This window comes from Nonomuraea sp. NPDC049709 (assembly GCF_040674815.1).
Classification (GTDB): domain Bacteria; phylum Actinomycetota; class Actinomycetes; order Streptosporangiales; family Streptosporangiaceae; genus Nonomuraea.
This window is the reverse complement of the sequence record NZ_JBFANM010000085.1, coordinates 22,923-47,936: the sequence shown is the minus strand read 5'-3', so window position 1 is coordinate 47,936 and position 25,014 is coordinate 22,923. Positions and strand designations below refer to the sequence as shown.

The window sequence follows — 25,014 nt, the reverse complement described above, 5'->3', positions numbered from 1 at the left end:
GTTTTGGTTTGATCGTCGGGGGTCGCCCTGTGGTTGTGGGGGGGGGGGCCCGGGTCGGGGGCGGCGGGCCCAACCCCGGTTCATCTACTGGAGCCAGGCGGACTCGTCCGCGGCCGGCTTGTGCTCGTCGGACTTGCCGTGGTCGCCCTTGCCGTCGTACGGGTGGATGACCACCTTGTCGACGGTGGAGCCGACCGGCTGAGCGGCGGTGGCACCGCTGTCGGGGCCGCACCAGTCCTCCTGGCCCAGCTCGACCGCGGCGTTGGGGGCGGCGCAGGTGCCGCTGCGCAGGTTCTCGACGACCAGCTTGTCGTCGCGGACCTGCACCTTCACGTACGTACGGACGTGCTCCTGGTTCTCGACCGAGTTGGCCCAGTGGCTCTTGGGGTTCAGCGGGTCGGGGCCGTAGTTCGGGTCCTTGGTCGTGTCCGGGGCGGTCAGGTTGTAGTACTTGGAACCGGACGCGGAGTTCGCCGTCACGTAGATGACGCCGCCCGGCCCCTGGACCACCTCGGCGGCGCCGGGCTGCTCCTTCGGGTTCGCCTTCTGGCCGTTCTTGATCTCGTAGCTGCGGGTGTAGGCGTGGTCGTGACCCTGCAGGACCAGGTCGACGCCGAGGTTCGAGAAGGCGGTCGGGAAGTCCTTGCGGCGCTGCTGGTTGTCGCCGTCGTTGGCGTGGCTGGCCGGCGAGTAGATCGAGTGGTGGTAGACGAGCACCGTGTACTTGGCGGCGTCGCCGTGCTCCTTGACGACGTCGGTGACGTACTGGATGTGCGCGGCGTCGGCGCCGTTGGCGTAGGCGTTGCTGTTCAGGTCGATGAACAGGACGTCGTTGTACTCGTACCAGTAGTCACCGCCCGACCGGGTCGTCGCGTCGCCGTTGTAGTAGGGCGCGGAACGGTCGGTGTTCGGGGTCCAGAAGTGCTGCTCGTACGCCTTGCCGCCGACGTCGTGGTTGCCGATGGTGGCGGCCCAGGGGTACTGGCGCAGCTTGTCGGGCGCGAGGAACGCGTCCCACTGCGTCTCGGTGTTGGCGGTCTCGACCTGGTCGCCGCCCGAGACCAGGAGCGCGGTCTTCGGGTTGGCGGCGAGGGCGACGTTCAGGGTGTCCGCCCATCCGGCGGCGTCCTTGGCCACGTTGCCGGAGGCGCCGATCTGCGGGTCGCCGAAGAACAGGAAGTCGAAGTCGCCCTTGAAGTCCTGCGTCTCGAAGGAGTACGTCGGGGACCAGTTGCCCTCGAAGCCGACGCGGTAGGAGTACTTGGTCTTCTTCTTCAGGCCGTCGATGGTGACGTGGGCGTTGTAGCCGCCGTTGACCTTGTTCGCGGTGATCGTGGCCGGGAAGGTGGCGGCGTGCTTGTCGAACTCGCCGTGCTTCAGCTTGGCGGTCGGTACGACCTGGACCATCTGGGGTGTGTCGGTCGAGGAGTACCAGGACACGGCACGCTGCGACTCGCCGGCGCCCACACCGAGAACGATGCCGGTGAGCTTGGCGGTGTCGGCGGCGTGGGCCGCGGTCGCCAGGCCGCTGCCGAGCATCGCGGTGATGCCCATGGCAGCGGCGGTGGCGCCCACGGCCACCCGGCGCCGGACCGGCCCGAGGCCCTGTGTCCGATTTTCGAACTTCATCGGGGTTCCGTCCATTAAGGGGTGTTAAAGAGCTTTGTCACGTTTTCTGGGATTGATGTCCTGAAGGTGAACCCTGGACGGGCACGTCGTTGCGCTTGACGGAAGATGTGATGCACTCAGCCGCCGAAGATCCGCTGCACGAACCACACGAGGCCCATCACGGTCACTCCCGCCGCGATCACCCCGGTCGTCCACAGGCCCGCGACCGGCCGCCGGTGGCGCAGCACGGCGAGCAGCGGGAAGACGACGACGATGATCGCCAGCTGGACGGCCTCGATGCCCACGTTGAACACCAGCAGCGACCACAGCAGCGTCCACGACAGGGGCTGGTCGATCCCCAGGGCCGCGGCGAAGCCGAGACCGTGCACGAGGCCGAAGCAGAAGACCACCGCGAGCCGCGCCCGGCCCGCGCGATCCAGACCGGTCTGCCCCAGGTCCGTGGCATGCGATCGCCGCTGCCGGAGCCGCCACAGATGCCAGCCCGCGACGACTGCTATCGACAGGGCGATGACCGGCTCCACGAACGACGCGGGCACATGCACGAGGCCGAGGGCGGCGAGGATGAAGGTCACCGAGTGGGCCAGCGTGAAGGTCGTCGCCGCCAGCACGATCTCGCGCAGCCGGCGCGATCCCGCGATGAGCGCCAGCAGGAACAGGATGTGGTCGAGCCCGGTGAGCAGGTGCTCGGCCCCGAGCCGGAAGAACTCCCAGAACCGCTCGGCCCACGACTGTTGCGTGGAGAACGACGGGCGCGCGGCGTCGAGGGCGGCGCTGCCGGAGGTCAGGTCGAGGTCGTAGGTGACCACCGTCTTGGTGTCGCGCACGTATTCCTCGGAGTCCGGGAACAGCCCGCTGCGCACCTCGTGCGCCTCGGCGGAGTCCGGGCACCGCTGGTCGAGGACCAGCAGCGCGTACGGCACGCCGTCGCGTTGCTCGATCGTGAACCCGCCCTCCCGCGCCGGGGCGCACGCCCGGCCCTCGGCCGTGACGGCGAAGCGCTCGGTCACGTACGCGACGACCGAGTCGGCGTGGGCGTCGAGCGCCGCCGCCTGCTCCGCCGCGTCGCCGGACTCGAACGCCGCGGTGCCCGCCCGGAAGAGCGGATCGTCCTTCCGGGCGTCCGCGGCCGAGACGACGAGCAGGTCGTACTCCAGCCCGAGCGCGGAGCGGACGTGCCCGGCCCCGGCCGAGGTGAGGTCCACGTACACGGTCGAGGTGAACCCGTGGGCAAGGGCGGGGACGGCGCTGAGCAGGACGGCCACGGCGACGGCGGCGACGACGGCACAGACACGACGCCGAGCGGCGTGGAACATGTGACTCCTCTACGGTTAACGACCGCAATCTGCTCGGCTCAGATGAACGAACGTCAACTCGTGCGCGAATCATCGATGAACCACGTCGGGCGAAAATAACTCCCATCTCTGAACATAGGTCGCAATGAGGTAGGAAATAGACGAACTTTCCCGTCACCTCGGAGGAACGATCCCCCATGCGCTTTCGGCTTCTGCCCGCCGGCCCGCTGGCCGTGGCAGTCGCGACGGCCGTTCTGGTCGGCGGATGCTCCCCGGGTGACGACTGGTCCCGGCCGCACGAGAAGCCCACGGCCGTCGGCACTCTCGGCCCCGGGTTCCACGATCCCGCCACCCCGCCCTCGCCGGAGGCCACGATCACGCCACGGCCCCGCTCGTGGGACGGGGTCCACCCGTCGGAGGGTTACCGCGTGGTACTGCTCACCGCCGGGAAGGACGCCCAGACCAGGACGCTGGTGAACGCCGTGACGGAGTGGGCGCAGGCGGAGGACGTCAGCCTCAAGACGGTCACGGCCGCGGCGCCGGCGGAGTACGTCGCGCGCATCAGCGACGCGATCGACCTGGCGCCCGACCTCGTCATCAGCGCCGGCAACGATCTCGTCGACCCCCTGGCGCTGGTCTCCGCCAACCACCTCGACCAGCAGTTCCTCGTGATCGGCGCCGAACTGGCCGAGCCCACGGCGAACGTCACCGCCGCCGACTGGACCGGCGCGTCGTTCCGCGGCGAGGGGCTGGGCATGTCCTCGGCGTACGATCCGGCCACCTTCACCCCCGAGCGCGCCGGACGCGCCGTCCGGGCCGGTGTCTCGGCCGTCCTCCACGGCCTGACCGGGATCGTGATCTGGCTCGACTGACTTCTCCTGGTTCGTACTGATCGGTCAGGCGGGAAACGCGGACCGGAAGCGCCCCGTTGTAGGGCGTTCACCCGACACCGGCGCGCCCCGCACCCTCGTAAGGTGACGACCAGAGGTCGGGGGCGGCGTCATCGAGGGCCGGGGCCATGTTCCGGCGGGGTGCCGGGATCGTTCGTGCCCTGCGTCGGGGTCACCGGGCAGGAGAGCCGACGGCACGGACCGGTTGTTCCTGCGTCTACCAGCGGCTGTCTCCTTCCGTTCGCGTCGGTCATCCGAGAGGACAGAAGAGCCTGATGGGACTGGAGATCAAATTCCTGGGGCCATGGGAGGCCACGGCCAACGGCGAGCCGGTGAAGGTGGCCGGTGAGCGGCGGCTCGGGGTCCTGACCAGGCTGGCGTTGAGCGCCGGGCAGCCGGTTCTCACCGAGGAACTCCTCCTCCAGGTATGGAGCCAGAGCACAGCGACGACGACCGACAAACAACTGCACATCGTGGTGTCGAAGCTGCGCAGCCTGCTCTCACCGCACCAGGACGACGACATCATCGCGACCGTCTCCGGCGGCTACCAGCTGAATCTCGCGAGCGAGCGCATCGACGCCCACCTGTTCACGCTGCTGGCCCACCAGGCGCGTGCCGCCCGGGCCGAGGGCGAGATCACGCGGGCGGACGCGCTGTTCCAGCGGGCGCTGGCCTTGTGGCGGGGCAAGGCGCTGGCCGACCTGACCGCCTCATGGGCCCAGGTCGAGGCCGCGCGCCTGAACGAGGAGCGGCTGGCGGTGCTGGAGGACCATGTCGACCTCCGCCTGGCGGCCGGTGACCATCGCGCGGTGGTGCCGGTGCTCACGGCCCACGCCGAGGCCCACCCGCTGCGCGAACGCCCCCGCGCCCAGCTGATGCTGGCGCTGCACCGGGCCTCCCGGTCGTCCGAAGCCCTCGCGGTGTACCAGGAGACGCGCCGCACCATGGTCGACGAACTGGGCATCGAACCGGGAGCGGGGTTGCGCCGGCTGCAGCAGGCGGTGCTCCGCCGGGACCCCGTGCTCGATCTCCCCTCCCCGGCCCAGCGAACGACGCTCACCAGGCCCGTCATCCCGGCCGAGCTCCCCGCCGACACCCGGGCGTTCACCGCGCGCACCGCCGAAGTCGCCTGGCTGCGCAGGACGCTCACCGACACCGTACGCGGAGCGCCGGCCATCGCCGCGATCCACGGCCCCGGCGGGGTCGGCAAATCCGCGCTCGCCGTCCACGCCGCGCACGCCGTGGCCGGCCACTTCGCCGACGGCGTCCTGCACGTCGATCTGCGCGCCGCCACCGCCGGCCGCCGGCCGCTGTCACCGGTCGAGGCCCTTCGCCGGCTGCTGCGCTCGCTCGGGCTCGACGCCACCGCCATACCGTCCACCCTGGACGAGGCCGCCGCCCGCTACCGCTCCCTCACCTCGACGCGCAACCTGCTGGTCATCCTCGACGACGCGCTGGACCCGGGCCAGGTCCGGCCGCTCATCCCCGCCGGACCCGCGTGCGGGGTCATCGTCACCAGCCGCCGCATCATGGCCGCACCCGACCTGCCGAGCCACCTGCACCTGGGCGGGCTCGGCCACACCGAGGCGGCCGCGCTGTTCGCCCGCCTCGCGGATCCCGGCCGGCTCCGCGCCGAGCCGGAAGCGGCGCACCAGATCGTCCGGCGGTGTGGCGGCCTTCCCCTCGCCCTCCGCATTGCGGCGGCACACCTGGCCGCACGCCCCGGCCGTACGCTGTCCCGTCTGGCCGACCAGCTCGCCGACCCCGACCGCCGCCTCGATGCCCTCGAACACGCCGACCTGTCGATGCGGGACACCATCGCGGTCGGCCTCCAGCACCTTCCCGAGGAGCCCGCTGGCCACGATGCCGCCCACGCGTTCTTCCTGCTCGGCCTCCAGGAAACCCCGGTCCACACGGCGGCCGTCCTGTCCGCGCTCACCGGCTGGCCCGAGCGCCGCGCGGAAGCGGCGCTCACCCAGCTCCTGGACGTCCGCCTGCTCGACGCCGCCGGTCCCGGCCGCTACCGGATGAACGACCTGATCCGCCTCTACGCCCGCGAGCAGGCCACCCGTCACGTGCCCGAACCCACCACCACCTGACCCCTCAGAAGGAGGATTTCCAGCCGGGCCCGACCGCGATGGCGGAGCCGAACTTGTTGCCGCCCTTGCCGTTCCAGACGTACAGGGTGCCGGTCTCGCTGTGCACGGCGCCGATGTCGGTGTTGCCGTCCTGGTTGACGTCGCCGAGCGACATCAGCGTGCCCGCGTACGGTGCCCAGCCGGGCCCGAGCTCGGCGGCGCCGGTGAAGTTGTTGGCACCCCTGCCGTTCCACACGTGCAGCGTGTTGTCGTCCTTCTTGACCGCGAGCAGGTCGCCGATGCCGTCACCGTTGAAGTCGCCGGCGACCGGCCGGCTGAAGGCGGCCCAGCCGCCCCCGACCGCGGTGCCGGGGCCGAACTTGTTGCCGCCCCTGCCGTTCCAGTAGGAGAAGGTGCCGGTCTCGCTGTGCACGGCGCCGATGTCGGTGCTGCCGTCCTGGTTGATGTCACCGAGCGACATCAGCGTGCTCGCGTACGGTGCCCAGCCGGGCCCGAGCTCGACGGGAGCGTTGAAGCTGTTGGCGCCCTTGCCGTTCCACACGTGCAACGTGCCGCTGTCCTTCTTGGCCGCCATCAGGTCGGTGAGCCCGTCGCCGTTGAAGTCGCCGGCGACCGGCCGGCTGAAGGAACTCCAGCCGGAGTCGACCGCGGTGGCGGGGCCGAACTTGTTGCCGCCTTCGCCGTTCCAGATGGTCAGCGTTCCGGTGGCGGTCGAGAAGAGGTCGCCCACGCCGTCGGCGTCGAAGTCCGGCATGGCGGACGTGCCCATCCCGGCGTACTGCGGGTTCTGCGCGTGGGTGAGGGTCTCCCAGCCCAGGAAGTGCGACACCCCGACGGGGCGGCTCTGCTCGACCCACTTCTCGGCGTACGGGACGTCGTCGTACCCGAGCCGGTGGTGCAGCGCGTTGAAGCCGACCTCGAAGTGCTTTCCGAGGTCGCGGGTCACCTTCCCGCCGCACAGCCACGACGGCACCGTCCCGCACAGTTGCAGACGGGCGTGCAGGTCCATCGCGAAGCGCAGCCGGTGCTTGGCCTTCGCGTACAGGTCCACGCCCTGGTGACCGGCCGTCTCGGCGACGTGGGAGATGGCCGCCAGGCCCCATCCGGTGTGCCAGAAGTCACGGCACGTCTCCTGGGTCAGGCCGTCCACGAACTTGGTCTGCCCGTGCCAGTAGTCGACGATCTCGGCTTTGGTGTCGTACTTGCTGCCCGGAGGCGCCTTGGGCACCGCGCCGTCCGTCGCGAGGTAGATGTAGGCGGGCAGCCTGCCGCGCCAGATCGTGACCGCCCGGTCGAACGAGGCGCGGTCGTCCAGGTGCACGGCGATGCCGATGGCGGCATCGGTCATGATCAGTTCCCAGTTGCCGTTGTTGTTCGGCCGTCCGGCGATCACGGTCGGGAGGTACACGGTACGCAGCTTGCCGGCGAACCGGCCGGCCCCCGCCCAGCCGGTGTAGGTGTGCTTGATGAGCTCGGCGGCGCGCGAGAAGTTGGCGCCCGCCCACCCGGTCTGCAGCGGCGCGTTGTCCCCGGTGTGCTTGGTGATCACGGCCGACCAGGCGTCCATGATCTGGATCGCCTTCTCCGCGTAGCGGGCGTCCTTGGTGAGGTACCACTGCAGGGCATGCGTGTAGGCCGCCATGGAGTCCTTGCGCTCGTCCGAACAGCCGTGGTCGGGATTCGACACCGGGCCGCACTCCACGACGGAGCGGGGCTTGGCCACGTAGGACAGGGAGGCGTAGGAACTGCTCCGCATGGAGTTCCAGGCCGACTTCCACGGCTCGTTGCCCAGGTTGACCCTGACGAAGTCAAGCTGAGCCCGGCTGACCAGGACGCCAGGATGCTTGAACCCGGCGGCCTGCGCGGCCTGCGCGGCTTGCGGTACGGACAGGGCGGCGGCCACGAGCATGGTGGCGGTGAGAGGGCGGGCGAGACGCACGGACTTCCTTCCAGAGCTGCGGACGCCCATTCCGCCAGCCGCCCGCTCATCCGTCAAGGAATCGGTGCCGCGAACCCCGCCTCGACATACCCTCCGCATACCGCACTCACCGGAACCCCGGGAATGCGCCCTTCGCGTCCTCGCTCTCCGACGTCCCGCGTCGTGCCGGCCACGCTCGGCTGAGCTCCACCACGAGCCAGCGGCGCTCCGACTCGGCTTGGCACGCGGACGGGCCCCTTGATCACGAGAATCGGTGAGCCCGCCCAAATCCCAGAGGCTGGACGGCGGCCGGCACGTGCGAGAAATGGACCGTCCGCCAGACCGCCAACCACCTGGCGGGCGCCCTGCCGCTGCTCGCCCGCTTCGCCGAGGGCGAGCAGGTGGAGCCCCAAGAACTCGACGCCCAGCGTCAAGCCGACACCGACCATCTCGGCACCGATCCCGCCGCCTCGTTCCGCGCGATCGCCGACCGGTCGGTGGCCGCCTTCGCCGCGCCCGGCACTCTGGAACGCCGCTACGCCTTCATGGGCAGCACCGTGCCCGGCGCCGTGCTGGCCTCGATCAGCCTGTACGAATCGCTGATCCACGGCTGGGACATCGCCACCGGTGCCCACCTCCCCTACGCCGCCGATGACGACGTTGTGCGGGCGGCGTGGCAGTACGCGGAAACCGGTGTCGGCGACGCCCAGCGGCGCGCCGGCCAGTTCGCCGAGGCGATCCCCGTCCTGCCCACGGCCTCGTTGTTCGTCCGGCTGCTGGCCCATGCGGGACGGCACGCCCGGCCCTGACATCCGCGGCACCCGCCCGCCGCATCGCGGCGGGCGGCACCGGCCGCGCCCGCGCCGCGTCGGCAACGGCAGGACAGCTCCGTCTTCCTGCCCGACCCGGCAAACCAGCGTTGACGGTGGATTGACGAGCCCGGCCAGGGGCATGGTGAAGGGCAAGCACTGGCTGCCCCAGACCCCGGCGGTTCCGTTCCGTTGCGAAGGACCGTGATAGCGGTGGCCGGCCGACGACCGTCCCAGGGTTTAGCAGCTGAGACAGCCCTGGAGACACACTCGCGCAGCGATGACCGCGGCACGGCGGTCGAAAGACACCCACCGCTCTTGTCCGCGAGCACCGCATCAGGGCAGGCGAACACCACACCCGAAGGCGAACCGACCGGACGGCCTGCGCGCATGCGGCGCATCCAGGTGGCCGTATCGGCGCGGACCGCCCCGCGGCTGATCACCGGCGACCTCCCCGCCGCGAGCGGAGGGCCGGGCCGATGACCGGCTTCCTGAACGGTGACCGGCGCCCGTTGCTGGCGTGTCAGTTCGACCACGCCGAGCTGCCCCGGCTGCGGCACGCGGTGGCCACTCAGGCGGCCCGGGCCGGACTGACCGGTATGCGCTGGAACGATTTCGTCCTGGCGGTGCACGAGGCGGCGGTCAACGCGGTCGACCATGGGGGCGGCGCGGGCGAGCTGCGGCTGTGGCGGAGCGGGACGATGTTGTGCTGCCAGATCAGTGACGACGGGCCGGGGGCCGTACCGGGCAGGCTGAACGGGGCCGCGCTGCCCCGGCTGAACGGCATCGGCGGGCGTGGGCTGTGGCTGATCCGCCAGCTGTCCGACGAGGTCACCTTCGCCAGCGGCACGGACGGCACCATGTTGTCGATCGCCTTCCGCCTGCCGGGCTGATCCCGCCCGTACCGGGTCCGGGCGGGGTCAGCCACCTGTTGAGGGTGTGGCGGGCCCGGGGCCCGGCCGCTCCGGCGGGACGTCGCTGGTGCGTGCCACCACCTCGCGGGCCAACTCGGTGAGGTTCTGGTTCTGGCTGCGGGCCTGCCGGCGCAGCAGGCCGAAAGCCTCCTCGACGGGCAGGGCATGCCGTTCGCCGAGCATGCCCTTGGCCTGCTCGATGACCACCCTGCTGCTCAGCGCGTGCTGCAGTTGCTCGACGAGTACCTGGCTCTCGCGAAGTGCGCGTTCCTGGAGCAGCCCGATGGTGGCGATGTCGGCCATCGCCTGGGCCAGCGCGGCCGTGACGCCGTCGAGCTCGCCGGGTTCGGAGCGGAACAGGTTCATCGCGCCGATGACCTGATCGCGCAGCCGCATCGGCAGCGCGCTGACCGCGTGAAAGCCCGCCTCGTGGGCCTGCTGGGCGAACCGCGGCCACGAGGCGGTGGCCGGGGTGCCACTCAGGTCCGGGCAGTGCACCGGCCGACCGGAGCGGAAGCAGTCCAGGCAGGGCCCCTGGTCGCTTTGCAGCTGGAACAGCTCCAGCAGCCGGGTCTGCTCGCTGGAGGCGCCCACCAGTTGCAGGCTGCCGTGCTGGTCGGTGATCAGCAGGCCGGCGGCGTCCACCCCGAGCAGTTCGACGCACTGCTCGGTCAGGGCGTGCATGAAGTCGATGAGGTCGAACCCGGTCACCAGCGTGTCAGCCAGCGCTACGAACGCCTCGGCCAGCCGGCGTTCCGGCTCGCGGGACGGGGAAGTGTCCACCTTCGGCAGCCTACGCCCGCTCGGCGCCTGTGGGCAGGGCTCAGCCATAGTGCCGGGTCAGGGGCCACGGGGGGATGGCCCGGCCAGGGCACAGGAGCGCCGGTCGGCCGGGTCAGCCTTCTTGCCCGGAGAACCGCAGCGTGTGCGCGAGCACCTGCCGTGCCACCTGGGTCAGCGGCTCGTCGGCGGCCAGCGCGTAGGCGCGCAGCCGGATCAGCCCCTCCTCCGCCGAGCAGTCGGCCTGCACCGCCACGACCCCGCTGGCCTGGTGGATCTCCGGCCCCAGGGCCAGCGTCTGCGCCGGCAGCGCCTCGCCTGCCGCGTTGACCGTGACCAGGTTCAGCAACAGCAGCAGCGCCGCCTCGGCGAAGTGCCGGGCCGTCTGCTGCTCGGCCTCTCCCAGGATCCGCGGCCGGTCCTGGCACAGCACCAGCACGCCCACGCTGTCCGGGCCGGCCAGCAGCGGGAAGGCGAACACCGCCCGCACCCGCGCGGTCTGGGTCAGCGCGGTGAACAACGGCCAGTGCGCCTGCGCCTCCTGTGTGTGCAGATCGGCCACCAGCACGGGCTCGCGATCGTTGACCGCGTCCACGCATGGCCCGTCCCCGCTGGTCAGCTCCGCCTCCAGCAGGTCACGCCCCAACCGGCCGACCGCGTGCACCGGTGCCAGCCGCATCCCGGGAACGCCACTGACCAGCGACAGCCCGGCCCCGCTCACCTCCAGCGAGTCCACGCACGCCACGCACACGTCGCCGACCGAGACCGGCGCCTCTTGCGCCGCCGCCGCTGTTCCGATCAACTCCCAGACGCGCAGCCCATGTTCATCGTCCACCATGACCACCCGCCCCGCGTCCGAAGGACACGTAGCCTTCACCGTACGCCGGGAAGCACTCGCGCAACCGGCCCGGGCTCACCGCAGATCCCGAACGGTCACAGCATGACCCGACCCAGCCCGGTCAACCGCGGCAGCCGCACGACGCGGGCCGGCACCGCCACCAGCCGCGGTGTCGTTCACCGATGCTCAGGTGCAGTATTTGGTGCCCGCAGGCGGTCTTTCTGGTCCTCGGCAAGATTGTCCAGCCGCGAGCCATAAGTGGCGCGGCGCTCGGCGCGTACGTCGACAAACGCCGTAGATGTCACGCATGCTCGGCAACAGCCTGGCATGTCACTCTCCGTAGCGGAACGCCTGGCTGATCCTGAACAACGTGATGTGGAGCGGAATCGTGGCCGAGCAGGGACGAGTGCGATGGAAGCGCTTCGCCTTGATCTTCGCTCCAGTCGCGGCGATGACGTCGCTGCTGGTCGGCGCCACGGCCCAGGGGGTCATCGGCGCCACGTTCGTGGTCTCCGGCAACGGCTTCAAATTGTTCGCCGGTGAGCTGCGCGGCCAGGGCTTCACCTTGGCCACCGACGTGGACCGAACCAGGAAGGGCCGGCTGATCCCCGTCATCGTGGCCGGCGTGCGCCGGGCCGCGGTCAGCGAGTTGTGCTCGAGCGCGCTGGTCAAGACACCCGTGGGCACGGTGACGCTCCGGCTGACCGGCGGCCAGGGCGGCAACGAGGTCACCATCGACGATCTGGTGATCGATGTGTCGATAGGACAGACCGCGGCCTCCATTCGCGACCTTGAGCTGGGCCGGGATGCCGGCACCCTGGACGAGGTTCCCGAAGGCAGGGGGCCGGCCGGCACCTTCGGCGGCCAGGCCAGAGTGGTCACCCTGCGCAACGTCAGGTTGGGCGCCAGGGCTGTCACGGCCGCCACGTTCAGCCTGCCCGACCTCGGCCTCAAGCTGTCGCGCGGCGAGCACGAGTGCTACTGAGGCGGAGCCGGCCCTGGCCCGGCGGGGAGCGGGCGGGCACGGTGCGAGATGAAGGGCGCAAGATCATGAAGTCGTGGCGGCGTTCCCGGCCGTTCTGGGGCGGGCTGCTCATCGTGGCGGCGGGGCTGGAGGTGCTCTCCATCCCGCTCGCCGTCAGCGCACTGCCCGTGGCCGTCATGTTCGGCACGGTCGGAGCGAGCCACCTGATCGCCCTGGTCATGGTGATCGCGGGGGTGCTCGTCTGGCTCCAGCCCGGTCAGCGGGTGTTCCTCGGACTGATCGCCGTGCTGCTGTCCATGGCCTCCTTCATCTACTCCAACCTGGGCGGCTTCCTGATCGGCATGATCCTGGGCCTGCTGGGCGGCGTGCTGGCCATGGCCTGGACCCCTGACAACCTGCCCGCCAACCGCCTCGACACCGTCACCGTCACCGTCACCGTCACCGTGCGGAGCGTGCTCGCCGCCGCTCGAACGTTCGCTTCGCGGATGAGCGCGCCGCGCTGGGCGGCGGCCGTCTCTCTGGGGCGGCACCGCCGGCGGCTGATGTCAAAGAGGCGATCCTGCGCCGGGACCGACACCCGTGCGGTGGAGGCGGGTCCAGCGAAAGTGCGAGAGCCCGCCGGGTAGGGGCGCCGGACAACCCGCTGTCAGCCGTTCGGCTCGAACATCCGGTCCACGAGCAGGTGCAGGTGTGCGCGGAACCTCCGCAGCGCCGCGGCGTTGCGCGGGCCCTCGACCTGCCCGCTCTGGGCGAGCACGCCGCCGACGACGAAGCCGCGGATGCACCAGACCAGAGTCCACAATGCCCCGTTGAGGTCGACGTGGGGGTCGACGAGGTCCTGAAGCTCGTCGATGACGCGGTCGATCAGCGGCTTGAGGTAGAGGGCCTCCACCCCGGTGACGTCGGCGGCGTCCGACAACCATCGGTGTATCCACAGCTCGGGTACCTCGGGGTGGTCCAGGCAGAAGTTCAGCTGGTGATCCGCGAGCAGGTGGACGCCCGCCCGGTCGTGGGTGAACTCGGCGAACGCCGTGTCGTGACAGGCCTTCAAGCTCAGGTATGTCCGCTCCATCACCGCGAGGTAGATGTCGCGCTTGTCACCGGCGAGATCGGTGACGGTGTCGACGTCGAGCCCGGCCGCGTTGGCGATCATGTGCAGCGGGGTCGCGTCGTACCCGAGAGAGGCGAACAGACGAGTAGCCGTCTCGATGACGTGCTCCTGCGTGTCTGACTGGGAGTCATGCATGGGACTGCTTCCTGGCAGAGCCTTCAAGATGTGCGGGTCCTGGTGACAGCCTGGGCGGTGGAGCGTAGCTGCTCTTCTTCCTCGTGGCTGAGTGAGGTCTGGATGATGTGACCGCCGTACTCGGCGATCTGCGGGATGACCTTGTCCGGGGTGCTCTGCACGGCCGGCAGGAACAGGGCGGCGGTGCCGGGTTCGAGCTTCGTGGCCAACTCGCGCATGAAGTCGTCGTCGACGCCGGCGTCCTGCTCGCGTTCGACGACGGCGGCGTCCTCCAGCGTGATGAGGTTCTCCTTCTGCATCTGTGCCAGGCGGTCGCGTACGGACATGGCCGTCCGGACGTCGGGGTAGGCGATGGCGATCAGGTGACCCATGGACGGTGCCTCCTTGCGGTGCGGTCAGGGTGTGACGACGGGGAAGTCCGGCATGGGCTCCTCCAGGACAGCGGTCAGCCGTCGCAGGACGTCCATGTCGCCGTCGTGGTCGATACCGTCGGCGCCGGCTCCGTCGACCAGGGCGAGCAGGCGCTGCTTGGTCAGCCGTAGCGTCAGGTCGGCGCCGTCGCCGGGTGGCGTGCTCTGGTGGATCAGGGCGCCGTTGGACATGGTCGTGCGGTGGCGTTCGTCCAGGTCGGTGAGGTGCCAGTCGATGGCGAAGCGCTCGTTCCAGGCGTCCGGTCCGTGGACGCGGATGGCGAGGGAGTCGAAGATCTGCTCCGCGGTGAGCGCACTGAGCACGTCGGGGGAGGTGGTGCTGGTCGTGGCGGGTGAGGGCCGGCCGGTCAGCTCGGTGGCGGCGGTGAGGTAGAAGTTGCGCCAGGTGGCGTTCTCGGCGCCGTGGCCCATCCGCGTGTAGACCTGAACCAGGAGCCTGCGGGCCGTGGAGTCGCCCTCGTCGGCGAAGACCGCGTGGTTGAGCAGGGTGGCCGCGAAGCGCAGGTCGCCTTCCTTGACGTAGCGGTCGGCCAGCGCGACCACGGCGGAGGTGCCGCCGAGGCATTCGACGTAGCGGCGCGCCTGCTGGACGGGCGGATGCTCCCACAGGTGGGCGGGGTTGCCGTCGAACCAGCCGAGGTAGCGCTGGTAGACGGCTTTGACGTTGTGGCTGACCGAGCCGTAGTAGCCGTGGGTGTGCCAGGCCTGTTCCAGGGCGGGCGGCATCTGCATGACTTCGGCGATCTCGTTGCCGGTCATGCCGCGGTTCAGCATGCGTACGGTCTGGTCGTGCAGGTAGGCGTACATGTCGCGCTGCTGGGTCAGGAAGGTGACGATGTTGCCGGTGCCCCACGTGGGCCAGTGGTGGGAGGCGAAGGCCACGTCCGCGCGGTCGGCGAACAGCGCGATGGCTTCGGTGAGGTAGCGGGCCCAGACACGCGTGTCGCGGACCAGCGCGCCGCGCAGGGTGAGCACGTTGTGCAGGTTGTGGGTGGCGTTCTCGGCCATGCACAGGGCGCGGTGGTCGGGGAAGAAGAAGTTCATCTCCGCCGGCGCCTCGGTGTCGGGAGTGAGCTGGAAGACGATGCGTACGCCGTCGACCGTTTCCTCCTGGCCGGTCCGGGTGATGTCGACGGTGGGCGGGATGAGGGAGGCGGTCCCGGCCGAGGTGCCCATGCCCAGGCCGCACCCGAGCTGGCCTTCGGGGGAGTGGGGCAGGAGCTGGCCGTACATGTACAGGGCCCGGCGATTCATGGCGGTGCCGGCGTAGACGTTCTCGGAGACGGCGTGCTCCATGAAGTGGGCCGGGGCGATGATCGGGATGTCCGTACCGTCGGTGACGCCTCGGGCGCCGCCGAAGTGGTCGGCGTGGGAGTGGGTGTAGATCAGGCCGGTGACCGGGCGGTCTCCCCGGTGGTCGCGGTAGAGCCGCAGCGCGGCGGCGGCGCACTCGGTGGAGATGAGCGGGTCGATGACGATGACGCCGCGTTCGCCTTCGACGAGGGTCATGTTGGACAGGTCGAGGCCGCGTACCTGATAGATGCCGTCCGTCACCTCGAACAACCCCTGCTTGGCGCAGAGCTGCGCCTGCCGCCACAGGCTCGGGTGCGCGGTCTCCGGGCAGTCGTCCTGGAGGAAATCGTAGGAATCGTTGTCCCACACGACCCTGCCGTCGGCCGCCTTGATCACCGCGGGCGTCATTTTCGCGATGAAGCCGCGCTCGGCGTTGTCGAAGTCGGCCCGATCGTGGAAGGGAAGATCTGCCATAGGACGGTCGTGCCCGCAGCAGCCTTCAGCAAGGGCAACGAAAGCCTCAAGAAATCACATGTCGGGTGTGAGGTGGTTGGCCTCGCGTGCCCGAGCAGTTCCCCGGGCGCCCCGGCGGCTATGACGTGGACGCTTCCCATTCCCGGCAGGCAACGAGGGGGTGGTGGCGGTACATGATGCCGATGACCTGCCCGCTCGCCCTGAGATGGACCTCTTGCCCCGCTGGGCCGCATGCGCGCTGAGGGGATTCCTCATGCCTCACGCTGTCGTCAACAGGGCGCACATGAACGATCTTGTGCATCGAACTACTCCAGGGCGAGGGGAAGCCGGCATCACTCTATCCGCACATATATGCCTATCTTCCGCTCGCCGGTGCCGAGGATCGCAGGGACGGTCAGGAGCCGGTAGCGCGGGCGCAGCCTACGAGATCGTCAAGCATCATCCCTGTTCAAAGGGGTAAGCCGGTCTCAAAGGGGGCAGCCGCCGCCCACCGGGAGAGTGACCATGGGTAAGGCGTTCGCCGACATGCTGCCCTACACCCTGGGCCTGATCGTCTCACCGTTCCCGGTCGTGGCCGTCATCGCCCTGCTGATCAGCGCGAACGGCCGCGCCAAGGCCCTGCTGTTCGAGGCCACCTGGCTGATCGTCAGCTGGGTCGTGCTGCTCGTCCTCATCGTCCTGCTGGGCGCTGTCGGCGCCACGGGACACGCCAGGCCCACCTGGGTCGCCTGGCTCGCCCTGATCGTCGGCGTACTCCTGCTCATGCTGGCCATCGCCGGCATCCGCAGGGCCGCCCGCCGCAAGGAGGGCAAGGCCCCCGAGGTGCCCCGCTGGATCGCCGCCATGGACACCATGACCACCCCCAAGATCATCGGCGTGGCGGCCTTGCTCATCGTGGCCAACCCGGTCAACCTGGCCTCCCTGGCCGGCGGCGCCATCGCCGCCGCCCACGTGCCCCTGCCCCTCGGCCGGCGACTCGTCCTCGCCGCCGTGTTCGTCGTCATCGGCAGCATCGGCGTGCTCGCCCCCTACGCCACCGCGCTCAGCGCCGGCGGCGAACAGCGACTCCACCGCATGCGCGGCTGGCTGATCCAGCACAACGGCGCCCTCACGCTGATCCTGATCCTGATCTTCGGCATGCTGTTCCTCGCCAAGGGCCTGCGCGGACTGCTGACCTAGGGTGCGTGTCCTGCTTCCGGCAGGCTCTCGACGTTCCCGCGGCTCACCGGCCGAGGGGGTGCCAGACCGTCTTGACCTCCAGGAACGGCCTGACGCGGGACAGGCCGGGATCGGGGTCGGCCCAGTCGTCGCCGATGGGCCGCAGGACCCGCTTGAGCGTGGTCGCCGCCAGGGCCTCCAGCTCGGCCGCGAGCTCTCCCGCGCCCGCCAGGTCCAGGGCGTTCACGTCGGCGTGCCCGGCCAGCGGCGGGGCGAGCTCCGGCAGGCGACCGGTCAGGACGTTCGCCACACCCGCCGGCAGGTCCGAGGTGGCCAGCGCCTCGGCCAGCGTCACCGCGGGCAGCGGGGCGCGTTCGCTCGCCACCAGCACCGCCGTGTTGCCGGAGGTGATCACGGGCGCGAGCACCGAGACCAGCCCGAGCAGCGAGGAGCCGGCGGGGGCGAGAACGCCCACGACGCCGGTCGGCTCGGGCTCGGAGAGGTTGAAGTACGGCCCCGACACGGCGTTGGCCCCGCCCAGCACCTGACCGATCTTGTCGGCCCACCCGGCGTAGTAGACCCAGCGGTCGACGGCCGCCGAGACCACGGCCTGCGCCCGGCCCCTGCCCAGCCCGTCCGCCGCGGCGACCTCGTCGGCGAACTGGTCCCGCCGCCCCTCCATCATCTCGGCGATCCGGTAGAGGATCTGGCCGCGGTTGTAGGCGGTGCGGCCCGACCAGCCGGGGAAAGCCTTGCGCGCCGCCACCACGGCGTCGCGTACGTCCTTGCGCGAGGCGAGGGCGGCGTTCGCGAGATGGTCTCCTGCCGAGGACGTCACGGGATAGGACCTGCCTGATTCCGAGCGCGGGAACGCGCCGCCGACATAGAGCTTGTACGTCCTGCGCACAGCGACGCGCGGGGAAATGTCAGCCAAGGTACGCCTCCAGCGTCACCGTGATCCGCTCAGACATCGAGATAAGCCTCCAACCCGAGCAGCCCGCCCTCGCGGCCGTACCCGGACTCCTTGTAGCCGCCGAACGGGCTGGCGGGATCGAACACGTTGAAGGTGTTGGACCACACCACGCCGGCGCGCAGCCGGCTCGCGGTCCAGAGCATCAGGGAGCCCTTCTCCGTCCACACTCCCGCGGACAGCCCGTACGGCGTGTTGTTGGCCTTGGCCACGGCCTCCTCCGGGGTACGGAAGGTCAGCACCGACAGCACGGGACCGAAGATCTCCTCGCGGGCGATCCGGTGCGCCTGCGTGACGCCGGTGAACACGGTGGGCGGGAACCAGTAGCCGCGCTCCGGCAGCGGGCACGGCGGTGACCAGCCCGTGGCGCCCTCCGCCTCGCCGGCGGCGGCCAGCTCGCGGATCCTGGCGAGCTGTGCCGCGGAGTTGATGGCGCCGATGTCGGTGTTCTTGTCCAGCGGGTCGCCCAGGCGCAGTCGTTCGATGCGGGCGCGCAGCCGGGCCAGCAGCTCGTCCGCGATCGACTCCTGGACCAGCAGCCGCGAGCCCGCGCAGCACACGTGGCCCTGGTTGAAGAAGATCCCGCTGACGACGCCCTCGACGGCCTGGTCGATCGCCGCGTCGTCGTAGACGATGTTGGCGCCCTTGCCGCCCAGCTCCAGGGTGAGCCGCTTGCCCGTGCTGGCGACGGCGCGGGCGATCTCCTTGCCGACCTCGGTGGAGCCGGTGAAGGCCACCTTGTCGGCACCGGGGTGGGCGACCACGGCCCGGCCGGTGTCGCCGGCCCCGGTGACGATGTTCACCACGCCCGGCGGCAGCTCGGCCTCCTGGCAGATCTCGGCGAAGGCGAGGGCGGTCAGCGGGGTGGTCTCGGCGGGTTTGAGCACGACGGTGTTCCCGGTGGCCAGCGCGGGCGCGACCTTCCACGCGAGCATCAGCAGCGGGAAGTTCCACGGGATGACCTGCGCTGCCACGCCCAGAGGCCGGGTGCCGAGCCCCGCGTGAGCCAGCTTGTCGGCCCAGCCGGCGTAGTAGAAGAAGTGGGCGGCGACCAGCGGCAGGTCGACGTCCCTGGTCTCCTTGATCGGTTTGCCGTTGTCCAGCGACTCCAGCACCGCCAGCTCGCGGGCGCGTTCCTGGATGATGCGCGCGATCCTGAACAGGTACTTGCCGCGCTCGGCGCCCGGCAGGGGCGACCACACCCGCTCGAAGGCCCGCCGCGCCGCGGCGAAGGCGCGCTCCACGTCGGCGTCGCCGGCGGCGGCCACCTCGGCCAGCGGCTCCTCGTCGGCCGGGTTGACCGTGATGATGCGCTCGCCGCTCTTGGCCGCCACGAAGTCGCCGTCGATGAACAGGTCGTACGACGGCCGGATGGCCACGACGGATCGTGATTCCGGCGCCGGCGCGTACTCGAAGATCTCCACGCCTCTCCCTAGTCGATGGTGTAGTAGTCGGGCCCGCCGTAGTGGCCGGTGGCGAGTTTGGTGCGCTGCATGAGCAGGTCGTTCAGCAGCGTCGAGGCGCCGAGCCGGAACCACGCGGGGTCCAGCCAGTCGCCTCCGGCGATCTCCTTGACCAGCACCAGGTAGCGGATGGCGTCCTTGGTGGTACGGATGCCGCCGGCCGGCTTGACCCCGGCCTGCCGCCCGGTGGCGGCCCGGTGGTCCCTGACGGCCTCCAGCATGATCAGCGTGACCGGCAGGGTGGCGGCGGGCGCGACCTTGCCGGTGGAGGTCTTGATGAAGTCGGCTCCGGCGTGCAGTGCCAGCCAGGACGCCCGGCGCACGTTGTCGTAGGTGACCAGCTCGCCGGTCTCCAGGATGACCTTCAGGTGGGCCGGGCCGCACTGCTCCTTGACGGCCGCGATCTCGTCGAAGACCTTGCGGTAGTCGCCCGCCAGGAACGCTCCACGGTCGATGACCATGTCGACCTCGGTGGCTCCGGCGGCCACCGCCGCGGCCGTGTCGGCCAGCTTCACCTCCAGCGACGTGCGCCCGGCGGGGAAGCCCGTGGCGACCGAGGCGAGCCCGACGCCGCTGCCCCGCAGGGCCTCGGCGGCCACCGCGACCATGTCGGGGTACACGCAGAGCGCGGCGACCGGGGGAGCGGTGGCGTCGGCCGGGTCGGGCCGCACGGCCTTGGCGGCCAGCGCGCGTACCTTGCCCGGGGTGTCCGCCCCTTCGAGGGTGGTCAGGTCGACCATCCTGATGGCCAGGTCGATCGCGTACCGCTTGGCCGTGGTCTTGATCGACCGGGTGGCCAGGTCGGCGGCCCGCCGCCGGACGCCGACCTCGTCCACGCCGGGCAGTCCGTGCAGGTAGGCCCGCAACGAGCCGGGAACGGAGTCAGGCACGAGCGCCCCGCCTTTCGATGAGCATGTTGAGGACCAGGGCGACCAGCAGGATGAGGCCGGTCACCACCATCTGGAAGAAGGAGCCCAGGCCGAGCAGGTTGCAGAGGTTGCGCAGCACCGACAGCAGCAGCACCGCCACGAACGTGCCGAACACGCCGCCCCGGCCGCCGAACAGGTTGGTGCCGCCGAGCACCACGGCCGCGATCGCGTCCAGTTCCAGCCCGCTGAAGGCGGTGGGCTGGCCCACGGTCAGGCGGGAGGTCAGCAACACCCCGGCCAGCGCCGCCAGCGCGCCGGACACGGCGAACACCGCGGTGATCACGCCCCGCACGGGCAGACCGGACAGCCGGGCGGCCTCCTTGTTGCTGCCGACGGCGTAGACGTACTCGCCGAACGTGGTGCCGCGCAGCACCGCGGCGGCGAGGAGGGTGACCACCACGAAGATGATCCCGACGATCGGCACGTAACCGATGAACCCGCCACCGAGGAGCTGGAACGCCTCCGAGCCTCCGGACTGCGCCGGTTTTCCGTCCGTCAGCAGGTACGTGAGCCCGCGGATGGCCGTGAGCCCGGCCAGCGTTGTCATGAACGACGGCAGCGACAGGTAGGCCGACAGCCCGCCCATCGTCGCCCCGAACACCGCGCCGACCGCCACGCTGAGCAGGATCGCCGGCAGCACCGGCACGCCCGCGGCCATGAGGAGGGCGATGGTCATCCCGCCGAACGCGGCGACGCTCCCGACCGACAGGTCGATGCCGGCCGTCAGCACCACCATGGTCATCCCGATGGCCACGATCCCGGTCAGCGACGACTGCTGCAGCAGGTTGGCGATGTTGCGGCCGGTCAGGAACTGCGGCGCCAGCAGCGACGCCACCACGCACAAGGCGAGGAAGACCAGCAGCAGATTGGACTTGACGATCAGGTCGGCGCCGCGGCGCGACCGGCCGCCGCGGTCCGGCCCGGCGGTCGAGGTCACCGTGGACCCGAGGGATGCGGTCATGGTGTGGCTCCTGTGATGACGGTGTGCGCGATGACGCTTTCCGGGCTGACGCGGGGGTCGAAGGCGGCGACGTTGCGGCCCTCGTACAGGACCTGGATACGGTCGGCGTTGGCGGTCAGCTCGTTGAGCTCGCTGCTGGCGAGCAGGACCGCGACGCCCTGGTCGGCGAGGTGGCGCACCTGGCGGTAGAGGTCGGCCTTGGCGCCGACGTCCAGGCCGCGCGTGGGCTCGTCCAGCAGCAGCACCCGGATCCCGCCGCGGGTGATCCACTTGGCCAGCACGATCTTCTGCTGGTTGCCGCCGGAGAGCTGGCCGACGAGCTGGCCGGGACCGGCCGCCTTGACACCGAGGTCGGTGAGCGCCGGACGGGCCAGACGCCGCCCGAGCCGGCCCGGAAACAGCCATGGCGGGCGGCCGAGCGCGCCGATCGCGGCGTTGCGGCTGACGGACAGCCCGAGCATCAGGCCCTGTTCCTTCCTGCTCTCCGGCACCAGCGCCAGGCCCGCGCGCACGGCGGCGGCGGGGCTGGCGACGTTGAGCGGGCGGCCGTCCAGATGGGCCGTGACCTGCGCCTTCAGGTCGCCGAACAGGGCGCGCAGCAGCGTGGTCCGGCCCGCGCCGCCGAGCCCGGCGAGCCCGACGACCTCGCCGGGCCGCACCTCGATGCCGCGTACGTCGAGGAGTCCCGGCACGTGGGCCCGCTCGACGCGCAGCAGCGGCTCGCCCTCGGGCAGGGGCCGGTCCGTGGCGCCCACGAGCTCGCCCGCCGCACCGATCATCGCGGCCACGAGCTCGTCCGGCCCGGTGGAGGCCAGGTCGTAGACCCCGGCCGTGCGGCCGTCGCGCAGCACCGTGGCGCGGTCGCCGATCTCCGTCACCTCGTCCATGCGGTGCGAGATGAAGATCACCGAGCGTCCTTCCGCGGTGAGGGACCGGATGACCTCGAACACCGCGAGCAGTTCGCTCTCGCCGAGCGTGGCCGACGGCTCGTCCATGACGATGACGCGCGCGTCGGCGGTCAGCGCCTTGGCGATGGCGGTGAGCTGCTGGGCGGCGATCGGCAGCGCCCTGACCGGCGTGGTGACCGGGAAGGAGGCGCCGACCCGGTCCAGCGCCTCGCGGGCCAGCCGCGCGCGCCGTGCCCGGCGTACGAACGGGCCCAGCCGCGGTGAGCGGCCCAGCAGCAGGTTCTGCGCGACGGTGAGGTCGGGCAGCAGGTCCAGCTCCTGGTAGATGACCGCGATACCGGCCGCCAGGCCCGCGTGCGGGGTGGCGGGGCTGAAGGGCTGCCCGTCCAGCAGGATCGTGCCCTCGTCGGGCCGGTAGGAGCCGGCCAGGATCTTCATGAGGGTGCTCTTGCCGGCCCCGTTCTCGCCCAGCAGACAGTGGACCTCGCCAGGGCGGACGCTCAGCTCCACGCCGTCCAGCGCGACGGTGCCGGGGAAACGTTTGACGATCCCGGTCATGCGCAGCCGCTCTGTCATGACTCCTCCAGCAGATGGGTCGCGTTCTGGTCGTCGGTCACCAGCACGTCGCACAGGCCGCTGGTGACGACGGCCCGGCACACCGCCCGCTTCGCCCTGCCGCTGACCAGCGCGACCGAGGCGGCGGCCGAGCGCAGGACGTCCAGGGACAGGCCGAGCGTGCGCCCGTCCAGGGCGGGATCGACGATCCGGCCGCGGGCGTCGATGAAGCGGCCCAGCACGTCGCCGACCGCGCCGGCGCGGGCGAGCCTGGCCAGGTCGTCCGCGTCGACCTGGCCCGAGTCCACCAGCACCGAGTCGCTGCCCATGCCGCCCGGGCTGAACAGGAACAGGTCCGCCCGGGCGGCCAGCGCGAGCACGTCCGAGACGGACCGGTCGCTCTCCAGCACCTCCCGGGTGCTCTGCTGCTCCAGGATCGCCGGCGCGGCCAGCAGCGTCGCGGTGCCGCCACCGTGGTGAGCGATCAGGCTCGCCATGCTCTGGGCGCTGGTGGGCCGCCGCGACCGGCTGAGCGCGCCGTTGATCTGCACGATGTTGACGCCCGTCGCCCAGCCGGGGGTGAGCCCGCCGGCCAGCCGGTCGAGCGTCCGTCCCCAGGAGACACCGATCAGCCGGGGTACGGGCCGCATCGCCGCCAGGTGGTCGGCGCCCGCCGCGGCCACCCGGTCACGGACCTGCTCGTCGTCGTCGCTGCCGCCGCCCGCCACCACGATGGCCTCCCGCAGCCCGAACCGCTCCCGCAGCGCCCGCTCCAGGGCGCCCACCCGGGAGCGCGGATGCAGCACCTCGATCCGCACGATGCCGACCTCGCGCGCCTCGGCCAGCATCCGTCCCACCTTCCAGCGGGTGAGGTGCATCGCGTGGGCGATCTGCTCCTGGGTCTCCCCGCTCTCGTAGTAGCGGACGGCCACCTGGTAGAGCTGGTCGTCGTCGCTCATGAGCCGGCCCCCCTTCCCGGTTCGCTCAGCCGGTGGGAGATCTCCGTCGTGGCGGCGGTCGCCGCGCGGTAGTCGGCGTAGCCGCCGCGGTAGGCCGCCACGTGCCCGGCGACGGGCTCCACCGTGCGGACGCGCGGCGCGTACTGTGCCGCAGCCTCCGCCAGCGAGGCGTGCCGGCCGGTGCCGGCCGCGGCCAGCACCGAGCAGGCGCGCAGCGTCAGGTTGTCGCCGGCGACGAGGTGGACCGGCCGGCCGAGCACGTCGGCGGTCGTCTGGAGCCACAGCTCGTTGTGCCGGATGCCGCCGGACAGGTAGACCTCGTCCACGGCGATCCCTCCGTCCGTGAAGGAGTCGATGACCTGGCGGGTGCCGTACGCGACGCCTTCCACGGCCGCCCGGTAGACCTGCTCGGGAGAGCTGGCCAGGGTCAGCCCGAGCACCGCGCCCCGGAGCCGCGGATCGCGCAGCGGCGTGCGGTTGCCCATGAAGTAGTCCAGGACGATCAGCCCGTGCTCGACCGGCGGCAGCGCCGCCGCGGCCTTGATGAGCCCGCCGAGCTCGGCCCGCGGCCGCCCGATGAGCCGTTCGCCCGCCCAGGCCAGCACGGATCCCGCGCTCACCTGGCCGCCCTCCACGAGCCAGCGGCCCGTGTGCAGCGCGTCCGGGTACGGCCCCCAGACGGTGGGCGGGAAGACCGGTTCGTCGATCTCCGTGACGAACGCGTTGGACGTGCCGCACACGATCGACACCCGCCCGGCCGGGGCGCCGCCGATGGCCAGCAGCGACAAGTGCGCGTCGATGCCGCCCGACACGACGACGGCGGGACCGGTGACGCCGAGCTCCTCGCGGGCCGGCGCGCCGAGCGGCCCGACCGGGTCACCGACGGGCACGACCTCGTCCGGCAGCTTGCCGGCCAGGTCGCCGATGCCGAGCGAGGCGTACAGGTCGTGCGGGGAGCCCGCGCCGCGCGGGTCGTAGTTGCTCTTGCAGACGGCGTTCATCCGCGAAGCCACCCACCGCCCGGTCAGCCGCCACACCATGTAGTCCACCGCCTCGGCGATGCGCGCGGCGGCGGCGTAGGTGCCGGGCTCGTGGCGGGCCAGCCACATGGCCTTGGGCACCAGCCACTCCACCGCGTCGCAGCCGCCGGAGTAACGCAGGACCGGATGGCCGGTCGCGGCGGTCAGCGCCGACTCCTCGCCCGCCCGGCCGTCCATCCACAGCAGGGCCGGCCGCAGGGGGCGGCCGTGCCGGTCCAGGACGGCCACCGTCGAGGCCGTGGTCGCCACCGCGACGCCGGCGATGGGCGGGTGACCCGCCTCGGCGAGCGCCTGGCGGGCGGCGTGCACGCTCGCCCGCCACCAGTCGTCCGGATCCTGCTCGGCCCATCCGGGCCGCGGAAAACTCGTCGGGTACGAGGCGTCGCCCGCCCCCATCGGCGCACCCTCGACGCTGTAGACCGCGGCCCGCGCGCCTTCGGTTCCCAGATCGAGAGCGAGGAAAGCCGTCATCG

21 protein-coding genes and 1 pseudogene are annotated in these 25,014 nt (G+C 71.2%); 7 read left to right on the top strand and 15 right to left on the bottom strand.

Annotated features, from left to right (window positions below; all coding sequences use genetic code 11):
• Positions 1 to 84 precede the first annotated feature (84 nt).
• Entirely contained in the window at positions 85 to 1,629 is a 1,545-nt protein-coding gene (locus AB0J69_RS51035) for a metallophosphoesterase family protein (RefSeq protein WP_364133808.1), read from the bottom strand.
• Positions 1,630 to 1,745: 116 nt separating this feature from the next.
• The gene (locus tag AB0J69_RS51030) at positions 1,746 to 2,942 is read right to left on the bottom strand and encodes a HupE/UreJ family protein (RefSeq protein ID WP_364133805.1); all 1,197 of its coding nucleotides are present in this window, start codon (positions 2,940 to 2,942) and stop codon (positions 1,746 to 1,748) included.
• A 176-nt stretch (positions 2,943 to 3,118) separates the two neighbouring features.
• Between AB0J69_RS51030 and AB0J69_RS51025 the strand changes: the two genes are divergently transcribed.
• Both AB0J69_RS51025 and AB0J69_RS51020 read left to right on the top strand, forming a co-directional pair.
• The gene (locus AB0J69_RS51025; protein ID WP_364133803.1) at positions 3,119 to 3,793 is read left to right on the top strand and encodes a hypothetical protein; all 675 of its coding nucleotides are present in this window, start codon (positions 3,119 to 3,121) and stop codon (positions 3,791 to 3,793) included.
• 293 nt (positions 3,794 to 4,086) lie between these two features.
• A complete protein-coding gene (locus tag AB0J69_RS51020) occupies positions 4,087 to 5,910 on the top strand; it encodes a BTAD domain-containing putative transcriptional regulator (protein ID WP_364133801.1) in 1,824 nt (607 codons plus the stop codon).
• Between the two features lie 4 nt (positions 5,911 to 5,914).
• On the opposite strand, the gene AB0J69_RS51015 is transcribed toward AB0J69_RS51020, so the two are convergent.
• A complete protein-coding gene (locus AB0J69_RS51015; RefSeq protein ID WP_364133800.1) occupies positions 5,915 to 7,849 on the bottom strand; it encodes an FG-GAP-like repeat-containing protein in 1,935 nt (644 codons plus the stop codon).
• Between the two features lie 281 nt (positions 7,850 to 8,130).
• On the opposite strand from AB0J69_RS51015, the pseudogene AB0J69_RS51010 reads away from it, so the two are divergent.
• Positions 8,131 to 8,637 (top strand): annotated as a pseudogene (locus tag AB0J69_RS51010) (TIGR03086 family metal-binding protein); the annotation flags it as partial.
• Between the two features lie 479 nt (positions 8,638 to 9,116).
• Positions 9,117 to 9,530 carry an ATP-binding protein gene (locus AB0J69_RS51005; RefSeq protein ID WP_364133798.1) on the top strand — a complete coding sequence of 138 codons (414 nt, stop codon included), beginning with the start codon at positions 9,117 to 9,119 and terminating at the stop codon, positions 9,528 to 9,530.
• 27 nt (positions 9,531 to 9,557) lie between these two features.
• Here the strand turns inward: AB0J69_RS51005 and AB0J69_RS51000 are convergent, their stop codons facing one another.
• Together AB0J69_RS51000 and AB0J69_RS50995 are read right to left on the bottom strand one after the other, a co-directional pair.
• The gene (locus tag AB0J69_RS51000) at positions 9,558 to 10,334 is read right to left on the bottom strand and encodes a GAF and ANTAR domain-containing protein (protein ID WP_364133795.1); all 777 of its coding nucleotides are present in this window, start codon (positions 10,332 to 10,334) and stop codon (positions 9,558 to 9,560) included.
• A gap of 112 nt (positions 10,335 to 10,446) precedes the next feature.
• Entirely contained in the window at positions 10,447 to 11,169 is a 723-nt protein-coding gene (locus AB0J69_RS50995) for a GAF and ANTAR domain-containing protein (RefSeq protein ID WP_364133792.1), read from the bottom strand.
• 373 nt (positions 11,170 to 11,542) lie between these two features.
• Here AB0J69_RS50995 and AB0J69_RS50990 point away from each other — a divergent pair, with 373 nt between their 5' ends.
• Positions 11,543 to 12,154: a DUF6230 family protein gene (locus tag AB0J69_RS50990; protein WP_364133814.1), complete on the top strand. Its 612-nt coding sequence runs from the start codon at positions 11,543 to 11,545 to the stop codon at positions 12,152 to 12,154.
• 41 nt (positions 12,155 to 12,195) lie between these two features.
• Positions 12,196 to 12,780: a DUF6114 domain-containing protein gene (locus tag AB0J69_RS50985; RefSeq protein ID WP_364133789.1), complete on the top strand. Its 585-nt coding sequence runs from the start codon at positions 12,196 to 12,198 to the stop codon at positions 12,778 to 12,780.
• A gap of 20 nt (positions 12,781 to 12,800) precedes the next feature.
• Here the strand turns inward: AB0J69_RS50985 and AB0J69_RS50980 are convergent, their stop codons facing one another.
• The 3 genes from AB0J69_RS50980 to AB0J69_RS50970 are packed head-to-tail and all read right to left on the bottom strand — an operon-like array spanning position 12,801 to position 15,598.
• Positions 12,801 to 13,400, bottom strand: coding sequence for a TetR/AcrR family transcriptional regulator (locus tag AB0J69_RS50980; protein ID WP_364133786.1), 600 nt, complete (start codon positions 13,398 to 13,400; stop codon positions 12,801 to 12,803).
• A 23-nt stretch (positions 13,401 to 13,423) separates the two neighbouring features.
• Positions 13,424 to 13,771 (bottom strand): DUF1269 domain-containing protein, encoded by a 348-nt coding sequence (locus AB0J69_RS50975; protein ID WP_364133784.1) that lies wholly within the window; start codon positions 13,769 to 13,771, stop codon positions 13,424 to 13,426.
• Between the two features lie 24 nt (positions 13,772 to 13,795).
• Positions 13,796 to 15,598, bottom strand: a complete 1,803-nt coding sequence (locus AB0J69_RS50970; RefSeq protein WP_364133781.1) for an alkyl sulfatase dimerization domain-containing protein — start codon at positions 15,596 to 15,598, stop codon at positions 13,796 to 13,798.
• 504 nt (positions 15,599 to 16,102) lie between these two features.
• On the opposite strand from AB0J69_RS50970, the gene AB0J69_RS50965 reads away from it, so the two are divergent.
• The gene (locus AB0J69_RS50965; RefSeq protein WP_364133779.1) at positions 16,103 to 16,777 is read left to right on the top strand and encodes a GAP family protein; all 675 of its coding nucleotides are present in this window, start codon (positions 16,103 to 16,105) and stop codon (positions 16,775 to 16,777) included.
• A gap of 43 nt (positions 16,778 to 16,820) precedes the next feature.
• Here the strand turns inward: AB0J69_RS50965 and AB0J69_RS50960 are convergent, their stop codons facing one another.
• Genes AB0J69_RS50960 through AB0J69_RS50930 form a run of 7 tightly spaced genes read right to left on the bottom strand, consistent with a single transcriptional unit; the run spans position 16,821 to position 25,012 of the window.
• Positions 16,821 to 17,690: an aldehyde dehydrogenase family protein gene (locus AB0J69_RS50960; protein WP_364133777.1), complete on the bottom strand. Its 870-nt coding sequence runs from the start codon at positions 17,688 to 17,690 to the stop codon at positions 16,821 to 16,823.
• Positions 17,691 to 17,719: 29 nt separating this feature from the next.
• Positions 17,720 to 19,144, bottom strand: a complete 1,425-nt coding sequence (locus tag AB0J69_RS50955; protein WP_364133811.1) for an aldehyde dehydrogenase family protein — start codon at positions 19,142 to 19,144, stop codon at positions 17,720 to 17,722.
• A 14-nt stretch (positions 19,145 to 19,158) separates the two neighbouring features.
• Complete coding sequence (deoC, locus tag AB0J69_RS50950; RefSeq protein WP_364133774.1) at positions 19,159 to 20,079, bottom strand: deoxyribose-phosphate aldolase; 921 nt, start codon at positions 20,077 to 20,079, stop codon at positions 19,159 to 19,161.
• Positions 20,072 to 21,079, bottom strand: coding sequence for an ABC transporter permease (locus AB0J69_RS50945; RefSeq protein ID WP_364133771.1), 1,008 nt, complete (start codon positions 21,077 to 21,079; stop codon positions 20,072 to 20,074). The genes deoC and AB0J69_RS50945 overlap by 8 nt, the downstream gene beginning before the upstream one ends.
• Positions 21,076 to 22,563 (bottom strand): sugar ABC transporter ATP-binding protein, encoded by a 1,488-nt coding sequence (locus AB0J69_RS50940; protein ID WP_364133768.1) that lies wholly within the window; start codon positions 22,561 to 22,563, stop codon positions 21,076 to 21,078. The genes AB0J69_RS50945 and AB0J69_RS50940 overlap by 4 nt, the downstream gene beginning before the upstream one ends.
• Positions 22,560 to 23,501, bottom strand: coding sequence for a sugar-binding domain-containing protein (locus AB0J69_RS50935; protein ID WP_364133765.1), 942 nt, complete (start codon positions 23,499 to 23,501; stop codon positions 22,560 to 22,562). The genes AB0J69_RS50940 and AB0J69_RS50935 overlap by 4 nt, the downstream gene beginning before the upstream one ends.
• Positions 23,498 to 25,012, bottom strand: a complete 1,515-nt coding sequence (locus tag AB0J69_RS50930) for an FGGY-family carbohydrate kinase (protein WP_364133763.1) — start codon at positions 25,010 to 25,012, stop codon at positions 23,498 to 23,500. The genes AB0J69_RS50935 and AB0J69_RS50930 overlap by 4 nt, the downstream gene beginning before the upstream one ends.
• Between the last annotated feature and the right edge of the window lie 2 nt (positions 25,013 to 25,014).

Coding starts and splice junctions, on each gene's coding strand:
- AB0J69_RS50965 (WP_364133779.1), top strand. CDS start 16,103: ATGGGTAAGGCGTTCGCCGACATGCTGCCCTACACCCTGGGCCTGATC.
- AB0J69_RS50945 (WP_364133771.1), bottom strand. CDS start 21,079: ATGACCGCATCCCTCGGGTCCACGGTGACCTCGACCGCCGGGCCGGAC.
- AB0J69_RS51005 (WP_364133798.1), top strand. CDS start 9,117: ATGACCGGCTTCCTGAACGGTGACCGGCGCCCGTTGCTGGCGTGTCAG.
- AB0J69_RS50930 (WP_364133763.1), bottom strand. CDS start 25,012: ATGACGGCTTTCCTCGCTCTCGATCTGGGAACCGAAGGCGCGCGGGCC.
- AB0J69_RS51035 (WP_364133808.1), bottom strand. CDS start 1,629: ATGAAGTTCGAAAATCGGACACAGGGCCTCGGGCCGGTCCGGCGCCGG.
- AB0J69_RS50940 (WP_364133768.1), bottom strand. CDS start 22,563: ATGACAGAGCGGCTGCGCATGACCGGGATCGTCAAACGTTTCCCCGGC.
- AB0J69_RS50980 (WP_364133786.1), bottom strand. CDS start 13,400: ATGCATGACTCCCAGTCAGACACGCAGGAGCACGTCATCGAGACGGCT.
- AB0J69_RS51020 (WP_364133801.1), top strand. CDS start 4,087: ATGGGACTGGAGATCAAATTCCTGGGGCCATGGGAGGCCACGGCCAAC.
- AB0J69_RS51025 (WP_364133803.1), top strand. CDS start 3,119: ATGCGCTTTCGGCTTCTGCCCGCCGGCCCGCTGGCCGTGGCAGTCGCG.
- AB0J69_RS50970 (WP_364133781.1), bottom strand. CDS start 15,598: ATGGCAGATCTTCCCTTCCACGATCGGGCCGACTTCGACAACGCCGAG.
- AB0J69_RS50935 (WP_364133765.1), bottom strand. CDS start 23,501: ATGAGCGACGACGACCAGCTCTACCAGGTGGCCGTCCGCTACTACGAG.
- AB0J69_RS51030 (WP_364133805.1), bottom strand. CDS start 2,942: ATGTTCCACGCCGCTCGGCGTCGTGTCTGTGCCGTCGTCGCCGCCGTC.
- AB0J69_RS50990 (WP_364133814.1), top strand. CDS start 11,543: ATGTGGAGCGGAATCGTGGCCGAGCAGGGACGAGTGCGATGGAAGCGC.
- AB0J69_RS50995 (WP_364133792.1), bottom strand. CDS start 11,169: ATGGTGGACGATGAACATGGGCTGCGCGTCTGGGAGTTGATCGGAACA.
- AB0J69_RS50975 (WP_364133784.1), bottom strand. CDS start 13,771: ATGGGTCACCTGATCGCCATCGCCTACCCCGACGTCCGGACGGCCATG.